Source organism: Terrisporobacter hibernicus (assembly GCF_020809405.1).
Classification (GTDB): Bacteria; Bacillota; Clostridia; order Peptostreptococcales; family Peptostreptococcaceae; genus Terrisporobacter; species Terrisporobacter petrolearius.
Window position 1 is genome coordinate 3,632,242 of the sequence record NZ_CP081135.1, and the last position, 12,881, is coordinate 3,645,122.

General features: G+C 26.8%; 16 protein-coding genes and 1 riboswitch. Of the genes, 13 read left to right on the forward strand and 3 right to left on the reverse strand.

What is annotated here, in order from left to right; translation table 11 throughout:
- Positions 1-9: 9 nt before the first annotated feature.
- Entirely contained in the window at positions 10-474 is a 465-nt protein-coding gene (locus JW646_RS17685) for a hypothetical protein (RefSeq protein ID WP_148556675.1), read from the reverse strand.
- Positions 475-490: 16 nt separating this feature from the next.
- The gene (locus JW646_RS17690; RefSeq protein WP_074916370.1) at positions 491-1,750 is read right to left on the reverse strand and encodes an ArsB/NhaD family transporter; all 1,260 of its coding nucleotides are present in this window, start codon (positions 1,748-1,750) and stop codon (positions 491-493) included.
- 253 nt (positions 1,751-2,003) lie between these two features.
- On the opposite strand from JW646_RS17690, the gene recQ reads away from it, so the two are divergent.
- The 3 genes from recQ (at position 2,004) to JW646_RS17705 (ending at position 5,661) form a co-directional block, all read left to right on the forward strand.
- On the forward strand, positions 2,004-4,481 hold the full coding sequence (gene recQ, locus JW646_RS17695) for a DNA helicase RecQ (RefSeq protein ID WP_228415857.1): 2,478 nt from the start codon (positions 2,004-2,006) through the stop codon (positions 4,479-4,481).
- 46 nt (positions 4,482-4,527) lie between these two features.
- Complete coding sequence (locus JW646_RS17700) at positions 4,528-4,776, forward strand: hypothetical protein (RefSeq protein ID WP_074916374.1); 249 nt, start codon at positions 4,528-4,530, stop codon at positions 4,774-4,776.
- Between the two features lie 162 nt (positions 4,777-4,938).
- On the forward strand, positions 4,939-5,661 hold the full coding sequence (locus JW646_RS17705) for an EcsC family protein (RefSeq protein ID WP_074916376.1): 723 nt from the start codon (positions 4,939-4,941) through the stop codon (positions 5,659-5,661).
- A 93-nt stretch (positions 5,662-5,754) separates the two neighbouring features.
- On the opposite strand, the gene JW646_RS17710 is transcribed toward JW646_RS17705, so the two are convergent.
- A complete protein-coding gene (locus JW646_RS17710) occupies positions 5,755-5,982 on the reverse strand; it encodes a hypothetical protein (RefSeq protein WP_018591093.1) in 228 nt (75 codons plus the stop codon).
- Between the two features lie 193 nt (positions 5,983-6,175).
- On the opposite strand from JW646_RS17710, the gene cbiQ reads away from it, so the two are divergent.
- The 10 genes from cbiQ to thiT all read left to right on the forward strand — a co-directional run bounded on the left by cbiQ (position 6,176) and on the right by thiT (position 12,872).
- Positions 6,176-6,988: a cobalt ECF transporter T component CbiQ gene (gene cbiQ, locus JW646_RS17715; RefSeq protein ID WP_074916377.1), complete on the forward strand. Its 813-nt coding sequence runs from the start codon at positions 6,176-6,178 to the stop codon at positions 6,986-6,988.
- Positions 6,988-7,758, forward strand: a complete 771-nt coding sequence (locus JW646_RS17720; RefSeq protein WP_228415858.1) for an energy-coupling factor ABC transporter ATP-binding protein — start codon at positions 6,988-6,990, stop codon at positions 7,756-7,758. The genes cbiQ and JW646_RS17720 overlap by 1 nt, the downstream gene beginning before the upstream one ends.
- Positions 7,759-7,852: 94 nt before the next feature.
- The gene (locus tag JW646_RS17725; RefSeq protein WP_228415859.1) at positions 7,853-8,461 is read left to right on the forward strand and encodes an NUDIX hydrolase; all 609 of its coding nucleotides are present in this window, start codon (positions 7,853-7,855) and stop codon (positions 8,459-8,461) included.
- Between the two features lie 61 nt (positions 8,462-8,522).
- Positions 8,523-9,038, forward strand: a complete 516-nt coding sequence (locus JW646_RS17730) for a flavodoxin family protein (RefSeq protein WP_228415860.1) — start codon at positions 8,523-8,525, stop codon at positions 9,036-9,038.
- Between the two features lie 83 nt (positions 9,039-9,121).
- Positions 9,122-9,310 (forward strand): ferredoxin, encoded by a 189-nt coding sequence (locus JW646_RS17735; protein ID WP_148556680.1) that lies wholly within the window; start codon positions 9,122-9,124, stop codon positions 9,308-9,310.
- A gap of 101 nt (positions 9,311-9,411) precedes the next feature.
- On the forward strand, positions 9,412-9,717 hold the full coding sequence (locus JW646_RS17740) for a GIY-YIG nuclease family protein (protein ID WP_074916388.1): 306 nt from the start codon (positions 9,412-9,414) through the stop codon (positions 9,715-9,717).
- A gap of 38 nt (positions 9,718-9,755) precedes the next feature.
- A riboswitch (TPP riboswitch) is annotated at positions 9,756-9,850 on the forward strand.
- Between the two features lie 108 nt (positions 9,851-9,958).
- Positions 9,959-10,753: a bifunctional hydroxymethylpyrimidine kinase/phosphomethylpyrimidine kinase gene (gene thiD, locus JW646_RS17745; protein WP_074916390.1), complete on the forward strand. Its 795-nt coding sequence runs from the start codon at positions 9,959-9,961 to the stop codon at positions 10,751-10,753.
- An 18-nt stretch (positions 10,754-10,771) separates the two neighbouring features.
- Positions 10,772-11,575, forward strand: coding sequence for a hydroxyethylthiazole kinase (gene thiM / locus JW646_RS17750; protein WP_228415861.1), 804 nt, complete (start codon positions 10,772-10,774; stop codon positions 11,573-11,575).
- 17 nt (positions 11,576-11,592) lie between these two features.
- A complete protein-coding gene (gene tenA, locus JW646_RS17755) occupies positions 11,593-12,255 on the forward strand; it encodes a thiaminase II (protein WP_074916393.1) in 663 nt (220 codons plus the stop codon).
- A complete protein-coding gene (gene thiT, locus JW646_RS17760) occupies positions 12,255-12,872 on the forward strand; it encodes an energy-coupled thiamine transporter ThiT (protein ID WP_148556683.1) in 618 nt (205 codons plus the stop codon). Before tenA ends, thiT begins: the two co-directional genes overlap by 1 nt.
- The last annotated feature ends 9 nt before the right edge of the window (positions 12,873-12,881 follow it).

The following is a 12,881-nucleotide window of genomic DNA, read 5'->3' on the forward strand; positions in this document are numbered from 1 at the left end:
TTTTACTTATTATTCTATATTATTTATATTTTTTTTACATTCCTCGATTTTGTCTGAAAATGCATTTAAAGTTTCTTCAAGTTGACTAATATTAACGTCAGAAATATCATAGTTTAAAAACAAGTTTTCTACGTCTGTTGTCAAAGAAGTTATTGCATTGTTCAAGTTTAAAAAATTATTGAAATTATCAAGTTTTTTAGCTTTTTTAAATTTACTTAAATCTTTTTGTATAAATGAAACTATTTCAATTTCTTTATCAAATATACCCTTACCCAGTGGATAAGGCTCAATTCTTTGTAAGAAATATTGATTTTTATGATTTATATTATACGTATACGTAATATCTAAATCATCAATTTTAAATTTAATAAAATATAAATATCCTCTAACACGAGTTATTTTAGTTGCTCCAATTTGTCTAAGTAGTATTTCAATAGAATCACCTTTTGTGCTATAAGTATCTATGATTTTCACTATATCACCATCCTAGTTAAAATTTTAATAATAAATATATGGTTGAAATAAAAACTGTCAGTAACATGATTGGGAAGCCAAGTTTAAAGTATTTTTTAAAAGAAATATCATATCCGTGTTTTTCTCCAATATTTGCTAAAACCACATTGGCTGAAGCACCTATTAAAGTTCCGTTTCCACCAAGACAAGCGCCTAAAGACGTTGCCCACCAAAGTGGCATAACATCCATTCCTTGAGATTCCATAGTAAGTATTAATGGAATTAAAGTGGCTACAAATGGTATGTTATCAAGGAAAGAAGATATTATAGCTGAAATCCATAATATAAGACACATTGTATATGTAGTATTTCCTTTTGTTAAATTTATTAAAAACTGTGCAAGGTTATCTATAACACCTGACTCAGAAAGTCCACCTACAACTATAAATAAACCTATAAAAAATAATATTGTACTCCACTCAACGCTACTTATTATTTCATTTGTATCTTGTTTTCCTATTATAAGCATAACACATGCACCAGACAAAGCAATCATAGAGGATTCTATATTTAAACTACTGTGGAAAATAAATCCAAGTAAAATTAAAAATAAAACACAGATACTTTTGTAAAGTAGAGGTCTGTCTTGTATAGCTTTTTCCTCATCTAAAGATGTAATACATGCTTCATTAGCCATGTTTGAAATATCTTTTTTATATATTGCCTTAAAACATAAAATTATGGCAAATAAAATAACAATAACAACAGGACCAACATTAACAATAAAATCAGAAAAACTTAAATTTGCAGCACTACCAATCATTATATTTGGAGGGTCACCAATTAAAGTAGATGTACCTCCCACATTAGATGCAATTATTTCTGTCATAAGAAATGGAATTGGATTAACATTAAGAATCTGACATATTACAATGGTCATAGGACCTACTAATAACACAGTTGTAACGTTATCTAACAATGCAGATAATACAGCTGTAATAACAATAAAATATATCATTATCCTCCAAGGATTTCCTTTAGACTTTTTTGCTGAATAAATAGCAATATATTCGAATAAACCAGAATTTTTAACTATTGATACTACAATCATCATACCCATAAGTACCCCAATAGTATTAAAGTCTATATGTGAAATAGCTTTCTCTAAAGTTAAAACATTGGTAATTATCATAAGAACAGCACCACTAATAGCAGCTACAGTTCTATCTATTTTCTCAGTTACAATAAATAGTATTACTGCAGCGAAGATTAAAACTGATATAATTTGATTACTCATAAAATCACCTCCATAGTCATTGAATAAATAGAAAGACTAGCCACAATATTAATATTAGCATATATTTCCAAAAAGTTGATAATAAAAGAAATTTTTATATTGTTAATATATTAATTAAAAAAATAAAAAATTGCTATGTGAAGGCCTTTATTTCATGTAGAGGTATTTTAAATTAAGATAATAAACTTGTATTAAGGAAGTAAATTAGGATATAATTATTAACAAACACAAGTTCGTATATAGGAGATTAAATATGTATAAAAAAACTATAGAAATACTGGAAAAGTATTTTGGATATAAAGAATTTAGAAAAGGGCAAGAAGAGATAATTAACTCTATACTAAATAAAAAAGATGTGGTAGCTATAATGCCAACAGGTGGTGGTAAGTCATTATGTTACCAAATTCCGGCTCTTATCTTAGATGGTATTACCATAGTTATATCACCGCTAATATCATTAATGAAAGATCAGGTAGACACTTTAAACTCAATGAACATAAACTCTACATATATAAATAGTTCTTTATCAGACAATACAATTAAAAATATATTAAATGGCATATGTAATGAGGAATATAAGATTATATATGTTGCCCCTGAAAGACTAGATAATTATGATTTTTTAAATGTTATTAAAAGAACAAACATAAGTCAAATTGCAGTAGATGAGGCTCACTGTATTTCACAATGGGGTCATGACTTTAGAAAAAGTTACACTAAAATATCGCATTTTATTTGTGACTTAGAACAAAGACCAATAGTTACTGCCTTTACTGCTACTGCATCTACTAAAGTAAAAGAAGATATAATAAAGAATTTAAATCTACAAGATTATAAGGAGTATATTACAGGATTTAATAGAGATAATTTGGAAATAAACATAGTTAAAAACTGTAACAAAAGAGAATATATATTAAATTATATTGAAAAAAATAAAGACAATAGTGGAATAGTATATGCTGCTACTAGAAAATCTGTAGATGCCATATATGAAAGTCTAAAAAGAAGAAATTATTCTGTTGTAAAATATCATGGTGGTTTAAATAATGAAGAGAGACAGCATAATCAAGAGCTATTTGTAAAGGATGAGAAAAATATAATGATAGCAACAAATGCTTTTGGAATGGGTATAGATAAAAGTAATATTAGATGGATCCTTCATTATAATATGCCGCAAAGTGTAGAAAACTATTATCAAGAAATTGGTAGAGCAGGAAGGGATGGAGAAAAAAGTAAATGTACCTTATTATTTTCACCACAAGATATTCAGACACAAAAACTACTTATTGATTCTGGCATACCTAATATGGAAAGAAAACAAAATCACTATACAAAATTACAACAGATAATAGATTTCGTTTATAGCAATGATTGTTATAGAAAAAGTATTTTAAATTATTTTGGAGAAGAGTTCGAAAATAAATGTGATAACTGCAGTAATTGTTTAAATAGAGGTATTATGGTTGATAAGAGTGAGGATGCAATGAAGGTAATTTCATGCATTATCAGAATGAAAAGAAGTTATGGAATAAATATGATTGTGGATGTACTTAGAGGATCTAAAAACAAAAAAGTGATTAATTTAGGTTTTAATAGTTTATCTACATATGGTATTATGAAAAATTACAAAAGTGAAGATTTAAAAATATTTATTAACACTTTAATATCTCATGGTTATTTAGATATGGTAGAAAGTGTTTCAAATAATACTTCTTTTGCAACTATAAGAATGAACAATATGTCAAAAGATGTAATTAAGGGTAATAAAAAAGTAATGTTATATGAAATTTCTTCACAAGAAGATGAAAAAGAAGTTAATCACTTATATGATAAATTGAAAGATATAAGATTTATTATGGCTAAGACAAATAATATTGCACCATATATGGTATTTTCAGATTCTACTTTAATGGAGATGAGCAAGAAGTATCCAATAAACAAAGAAGAAATGCTAGACATATCTGGTGTAGGAGAAGTTAAGTTTGATAAATATGGTGAAATGTTTATTGAAGAAATAATAAAATATACAGATGAAAATAATATAAAAATAAGTAAGACAAATGAAGAAAATAGTAATTTAAAACAATACGATGAATTTTTATATGTAAATAGCAACACGGAACTTTTTAACAGACTTAAAGAGCTTCGTGCTTTTTATGCAAAGAAAGAAAATACTATTTTCTATAAAATATTATCTAAAAATACATTAAAAGAAATTAGTGGAAGATATCCTGTTAGTGAAAAAGAGCTATTAGATATTAGTGGAATAGGCTCAGTAAAATTCAAAAAATATGGGGAAGAGATTATTAAAGTTGTAAAGGAATACTTAGAAGAAAAAAATATGAATCCTGTTTGGCAAGAAAAAAAGAAGCTTCATATAGTTATAGACGGAGACAATCGTAAAAATAACGAAATAGCATTAGACCTTCTTAATCAAGGTAAAGACTTAAATGATGTAAGTTTAGAAGTTGAAGTATCTCCTGCAACTTTACTGACTTATGTTAATGACTATATTGTAGAAGGTAATAGTTTAAACTTTGATTTAGAATTATGTGAATACTATAATGAAAATGAAAAAAATAAAATATTAAAAGCCATAGATGAGTGTAAAAGCCAGAGTTTAAACTTAATCAAAAAAATACTTCCATCTAGTATTAAATATGAAAGTATTATGGCAGTTATAATTGAAAATAATTTGAATTTGTCAAATAAAAAGAAGGAATTATGTTAAGTATTATAGAATTAATTATCTAATTATATTTAGGTGGAGGCTTAATATGGAGAGATGGAAAAAACTCAATGTACTTGTAAGCGTAGGAGGTTTAGCATTTTTTTTAGTTAGTTTATTATTTGTTAAATACAATCCTTTAATATTTTGTTTGGCTGCATTTGGGTTAGGCGTTGCATGGAAGGGTTTTAAGAATATTTATAAAAATGTGGATCCACCTAATAGGGAAAAAGTATCAAACCCTTATGATAAAAACGTGGTAAAAAATAAAAAGCAAAAAAAGAAAAGAAAAAGATAATTATTTATAAAGCCATAGTATATTATTACTATGGCTTTATATTTTATATAACTAAGTTAGAGTATAAAAATATATATGCATTTCTTGGGAAATATATATTACATATATCAATAATATGTATGAAAAATAAAATTATTATATGCTTTAAATAAGGAGGTTTATATGGATGATTATATGATTGATGCAAAAGTCCAACATAAATTATGGAAAAGAGAAATGAAAAAGAAAGTATCCTTAATAAATAAGATAACATCAAAAACACAAAAGAAATTTAATAGCATGTTGCCTCGAAAATATCATGAAATATTAACTAATGCAGTTAAAACTATGGTAAAAACAGTATTGTTTGGATATAAGTATATTACTAAAGAGCCTCTTAATTATATTTCAATAGAAGAAAGAGAAAAAATTGTTAAAAGCAAAATAGATTTTTATAAAAAGACTGCTATGGCGGAAGGTTTTGCTACAGGGGCAGGTGGGTTTGTATTAGGATTGACTGATTTTCCATTACTTCTTAGTATAAAGGTAAAATTATTATATGATATTGCTGCAATTTATGGATTTGATGTGAGGGATTACAAAGAAAGATTATATATACTTAATATTATTCAGCTGGCTTTTTCTTCTCAAGGTTATAGTAAAGATGTTTTTAATAAAATGGAAAGTTGGGATGAGTATTCAAATCATTTACCAGGTAATATTAATGATTTTGATTGGGAATCATTTCAACAAGAATATAGAGATTACTTAGATTTGGCTAAGTTGCTTCAATTAGTGCCAGTAATAGGTGCAGCTGTTGGCTTTTATGTTAATGGAAAGTTACTTGATAAATTAGGAGAAGTAGCAATAAATGCATATCGTATGAGATTAGAAGAATTTAAATAAGCAATATAATAAAAAATCATATGTGCTTAAGAAATAATCGTCAAACATAGTGTGATTAAATAATGTTTGACGATTTTATTATGCAGCGATTCTTTAAATTTCTTTAAGTGAAATAATTGAGTTATTAGGTAAATAATAAGTATTTTCCTTGTCATAATTACTTTTGTGATAGTCAGAACCTGAGTTTGATAAAGTTGGAGCTATAGTAATTGAATTATCGTCAGAATCAACTATTTCTCCAACTATAGGAACTGAGCTTAAATAAGTATTTACTTCAACAGGTTTTTGTAAAAAATTATTATATGAATTATTATTATCCATTATTTTCACTCCTTTTAAGTAATAAAATGTATATATAGTAATATTATTAAATATTTATGACAATATATTCACTATAAAAAGAAAAAATGAATTAAAGGATTTATTTGAAATAAATAAATTGGTAGTAATTGTTAAAAAATGTAGTGGTTATAGTATAATTAAATTAAACTATTTATAAATAGGGGATGTTAATATGCAAATTAATTTTATTCAATCAATTTACAATTTAAAACGTGTAGATGATATATCAAATAAGAAAAGCATAATTCATAACTTGAATCCAGTTGTAAAAATACTAGCCACAATATTATACATAATAACAGTAATTTCCTTTGATAAGTATGAGATAATAGGATTATTACCATTACTATTATTTATAGTGGTTACTGTGTATTTAGGTAATATACCATTTAAGAGTATATGGAAAATATCATTAATTGGATTACCTCTTTTATTAGGCATAGGTATATTTAATCTTATATTTGAAAGGACAATTATAAGTTATATGGGAATAATTCCAATAACTTTAGGAATGATATCTTTTACAAGCTTAATCCTTAAAGGCCTATTAACAATATCTAGTGGTATTTTGTTAATATCATCTACAGGCATTGAGGGTTTATCAAGAGGACTGAGATTTTTAAAAGTACCTAAAATATTTACTAATCAAATAGTTTTTACTTATAGATATATTTTCGTGCTGATAGAAAGTGTTGGAGAAGTTTATAATGCTTATATGTTAAGAGCGCCAAATGAAAAAGGCGTAAATTTAAAATTTTGTGGTTCTCTTCTAGGCCAAGTTCTACTTAGAAGTTTTGACAGAGCAGAAGTAGTTTATAATGCAATGATACTTAGAGGGTTTTCAGGAGAATACATATCTTTGGAAAATGAAAGATTTAAAAAAAATGATTTTATTTATATTATTTTTTGGCTTGTATTTTTTATTGTTGTTAAATATATAAATATACCATTATTTTTAGGTTCATTAGTAATGGGGGGAATATAATGAATGACACTAGTTTAATAATTGAGAATTTATGCTTTATTTATCCAGATAAATTTCAAGCTTTAAACAATATTAATATTAGATTAGATAAAGGAGACTCTCTAGGTATAGTAGGTTCTAATGGTGCAGGAAAGTCAACCTTATTGTTACAACTTTGTGGGATTTTAATGCCATCACAAGGTAGTATAAGTATAGAAGGAATGCCTATGACAAAAGAAAATTTAGGGAAAATAAGAAGATTATTAGGATTTGTTTTTCAAAATCCGGAAAATCAATTATTCACAACAAGTATATACGAAGATGTGGCATTTGGTCCTAAAAATTATGGACTAAATAAAGAAGAGGTAGAAAATAAAACAATAAGTGCATTAAAGAAGGTAGGCATAGAACATTTAAAAAATAGGCCTCCTTATAGGCTCTCTGGTGGTCAACAGAATTTGGCTGCAATTGCAACAGCAGTAGCTATGGAACCATCAATATTAATAATGGATGAGCCTACAGCAGCTCTTGATCCTAAAGCTAGAAGAAGGTTAATAAATATACTAAATAACTTTGAATATACAAAAATAATTGCAAGTCATGACTTAGATATGATTTTGGATACTTGCAATAAAACAATAGTATTAAAAGAAGGTACAATAGTGGAGAGTGGGTATACAAAAGATATTTTATTAAATAAAGAACTTATGGAAAAGAGTAACTTAGAGCTACCACTATCTGTACAAAATGTTGATAATTTAAATAGGTTAATAATAGAAAGAAATAAATAGATTATTAAATGACAATATTAAAATAGTAAAAGAATATTATTGAAATAAAAAGATAAAAGAAAGTAAATAAAATTTGATTTATTAGGAGGTAAATATGAGCAGAATAAAAAATATTACATCATTAGTAGAAACAAAATTTATAAGTTTATACAATGTTAAATATTTAAATAAAAATAACAAAGAGAAAAACTGGACGGTTGCATCAAGAAAGAAAAAAGAGGTATTAGAAGGCATTTACCTTAAAAATGAAAAAGATAAAGTAGATGCAGTAATAATATGTGCATATCACAAAGAAAGTGAAAAGTTAGTTGTAATAAAAGAATTTAGAGTTCCAATAAATAAACATATTTATGAGTTGCCTGCAGGACTTGTAGATAGTGATGATGAAAATTTTGAAAGTGCTGTAATAAGAGAATTAAAGGAAGAGACAGGCTTAGATGTAATTGAAATAAAAAAAGATCTTAGTTGTAATCAAGTATATTTATCACCAGGAATGACAGATGAATCTGCAGCCTTTGTTTATTGCATATGTGAAGGTGAGATAAGTAGTGAGTATTTAGAAGATGATGAAGATATTGAAGCTGTATTAGTTTCAAAAGAAGAAGCAAAAGAAATAATTAAAAATAATCAAACTTCTTTAGATATTAGAGCATATTTGGCATTACAGTCATTTTCAATTTTAGGAGAAAAAATGTTTTTATAATTCATTAAAAAACTCATAATCCCTCCGTATTTTTAATATATAAAAATATGGAGGGATTATTGTGCCTTATGATAAAAAAATAGCTATTGTGTATAAAACTAAATATGGATCTACTATGAAATATGCTGGATGGTTAGCTATAAAACTAAATGCAGACTTGTATGAAATATCAGATGTTGGAAGATGGGATTTGTTAAAATACAAAACAATTATATTTGGTAGCCCCATATATAATTCTAAAATATATTTAAGAGATTATTTAGAAGAAAAATACAATATTATAAAAAATAAAAACATAGTTCTATTTTGTGTTAGTATGAATTTACAAAGTAGAGAAGATGTAGTTGAATACAATTTTGAGGATGAAGAAATTAAAAAAAAAATAAAATTCTTTTTCTTGCAAGGGTGTATTAATCTTAATGATTTAAGTAGAATAGATAAAGTAAAATTAAAAAAAAGTATAAATAAAAATCAATCTTTTGAAATGATAAATTTAGAAAAATATATGAGTATTGATAGAAGCAATAAGCAAACTATAACACCAATAATTAATTATGTTTTAGATAAAACCTACTAAAAATATATATAGTCTAATGTATTATTTTATTATGAACTGATAATAATATATACGATATTGAAATTTATATTTGGAGGTAAAATATGAAAGCATATGTAGATAAAGACTTATGTATAGGATGTGGTGTTTGTCCATCTGTATGTCCAGAAGTATTTGAAATGGGTGATGATGGTTTATCTCATGTAATAGTTGATACTGTTCCATCAGGATCTGAAGATGATGCTAAAGATGCAGAAGGAAGCTGTCCAGTAGATGCAATAAAAGTTGAATAGTACTTATTTAAGAGTTATCAAATTTTTGATAACTCTTTTTAATTTGAAAATTTTGTTTACTAAAGCTATAATTAAAAATATAAAATTATTGGGGGATATTCATGTGTTATACATATATAATTAGATGCAAAAACAATACTCTATACACAGGTTATACTACAGATATAATAAGGCGTATGGAAGAACATAAGTTAGGTATTAATTCTAAATACACTAAAGCAAAAGGTTTTGATAGATTAGAAATATTCTTTGAAAGTGATAATAAAAGTCAAGCTATGAAATTAGAATACTATATTAAAAAACAAAGTAGATCTAAAAAATTATGGATAATAAATAATCCAAAATTATTTATAGATGAAGTTAAAGATAAATTTCAAATAAGAATTGGAGTAATAAATAAAAGTTGACAATTTTTACAAAAGTATTATAATGAAGTTGAAAGTAAATAAATTGCTAGGGGCGCCATTGGCTGAGAGGTTTATACCAACCCTTGTACCTGATCTGGATAATGCCAGCGTAGGAAAGCACTATGAATTTTATAACCATACAAGGGTTTTGAATTTGTTTATATTATGCTATGCCTACGGGTGTAGCATTTTTTTATGTTCAAAAACTATATGATTTTTATAAAAAAAAGGGAGTAAAGATATGAAAAATTACAAAATACCAACTTTAACAATTGCAGGATCAGACTCATCTGGAGGAGCAGGAATACAAGCTGACTTAAAAACGTTTTCTGCTCTAGGTACCTATGGTATGAGTGTGATTACAGCAATTACAGCTCAAAATACAAAAGGGGTTTTCTATGTGGAAGAACTTAGTTCAAAAATAATTAAGGAACAAATAAAAGCTGTATGTGAAGATATACCACCAAAAGCAATAAAAGTAGGAATGGTATCTTCTCCAGAGATAATTAAAGATATTGTTGAGTCATTGGAAAATTATCCTTGTAAATATTTAGTTGTGGATCCAGTTATGATTTCTAAGAGTGGATATTCACTACTTAGACCAGAAGCTAAAGATAATTTAATTAAATATCTTATACCTAAGGCATACATAGTGACACCAAATGTTCCTGAAGCTGAAGAAATAAGTAATATAAAAATTGAAACAGTGGAAGATATGAAAAAAGCAGGTAAAGTAATTCTTGAACTAGGACCTAAATTTGTACTTATGAAGGGTGGCCATTTAGATGGAGACTGTGTAGATGTGTTAATGGGCGAAGATACTTTTGAAGTTTTCAAATGTGAGAGAATAAATAGAAAAAATACACATGGAACAGGTTGTACTATATCTTCTGCCATTACATCTCATTTAGCTTTAGGATATGACATTAAAGAATCAGTAAAACTTAGCAAAGAATATATTACAGAGGCTATTAGATATAGCTTTGATATAGGTGAAGGTGTAGGACCAGTGCATCATTTTTACAAATTTGATTAAACATAGGGGGGATATGTTATGTACAAATTATTAAAAAAAGTTAAGGAAATAAATCCACTTGTATTACATTACACAAATAATGTTACTATAACAGATTGTGCTAATACAACACTAGCTATAGGGGCAAGTCCACTAATGAGTTTTTCTTATGAAGAAGTTGATGACATAGTTAGAGTTGCTAGTAGTGTAGTTATTAATATAGGAACAATGAATAGTGAGTCATTGGAGTTATATGTATTAGCTGGAAAGACTGCTAATAAGTATAATAAACCAGTTATATTAGACCCTGTTGGTGTATTTGCTACAAAGGCAAGAACAGATTTAACTAATAGATTATTAAATGATGTTAAATTTGATGTAATAAGAGGAAATATATCTGAAATTCAGTTTATAGGTGGACTAGATGTTAAAGGTAAAGGTGTAGATTCTTTTGATGATGGAAGTGACCCATCATTTATTGTTAAAGAAGTGGCTAAAAAACTTGAGTGTGTTGTTGTTGCATCAGGAAAAACTGACGTAGTTAGTGATGGAGATAAGATTTATAAAATAAGTAATGGTACACCAAAACTTAAATTTATAACAGGTACAGGGTGTATGAGCACATCTTTAATAGGAAGTTTCTTACCATGTACAAAAGATAAAATAGATGCAGCTGTAATGGGAACTTTAGTTATGTCTCTTTGTGGAGAATTAGCTAATAGAGAAAATCCATCAATAGGAAGTTTTAAAACAAAACTATTTGATGAAATATTTGTATTGAATGAAGATACTTGCAATGAATATGGAAAAATTGAGATATCACAACTTAATTGCTCATTATAGCAAAAGGGGGAAAAACTATGTTATTAACAGATTATTTATTTAATGAAAGTAAGAAAATATGGGATGAATATTTAAAACATCCTTTTATAGTAGAAATGGGAAAAGGGACTTTAGATAAGGAAAAGTTTAGAAATTATCTAGTACAAGACTATTTATATCTTTTGGATTATGCAAAGGTTTATGCCATGGGGCTTATAAAAAGCGATGACGTTAATCATATGAAGTTTTTCAAAGATAGTGTAAATGGAATTATGGAAGATGAAAGTGCGACACATATAGCTTATTTAAAAGAGCTAGGTGAAGATATTAAAACACTTCAAAGACATAAGCTTAAATTGGAAAATGAAAACTATACTAATTTTATGAAAAGTGTAGCATTAACAGGAGATATTCAGGATTTAATAATAGCAGTACTTCCATGTGCCTGGAGTTATTATTATATAGCTAAAGAAATGAAAGAAATATATAAGGATAATTTAGAAAATAATTATTATGCTGCATGGATTGACTCATATTCTTGTGAAGAATATAGAATGTGCGCCAAGGAAAATATAGATTTGGCAAATGAACTTTGTGTAAATATAGATGATAATAAAAAAGAAAAGCTAAAAGAGATTTTTATAAAGGGAAGTTTATATGAAATGGAATTTTGGCAGATGGCTTATAAGGAGATAAAATAATGTTAAATACATTTATACTAGGTTTATGTTTAATACCTATAATTTATTATATTTTTAAGCTTAAGGACTTTAAACTAAATACAAAAACAATGGTGATGATAGCTTTATTTGCAGGTGTTCATTTTGTTTTATCAAAAATACAATTTGTTCAATATCCTCAAGGTGGAGGATTCAATTTACTGGCATCCTTACCAATACTTTTAGTTGGTGTTTTATATGGACCTACAATAGGTATGACTTGTGGTTTAGTGTCAGGCCTGATAACTTTAATAGGTGGACAGTTATTTATAGTTCACCCTGCTCAATTTTTATTAGACTATATACTACCAACAATGCTATTAGGTCTAAGTGGAATATGTGGTTCACAAAAGAGAAGTAAGATATTTTTAGGATGTATAATAGCAGTAGGGCTGAAAGTTACCGTTCATGTAATATCTGGGTGTGTGTACTTTTATGAATATGCGCCTGTTGGACAGAGTCCATTAGTGTATTCTTTAATATACAATTTAACAGGAGAAGGAATAGAAGCATTTTTAAGTTCAGTAGTTATAACAATAATTCCTATAGGAAAGATTATGAAAATGGCTAATATAACTACACTAAATAAGGCAAGTTAAGGAGACTAT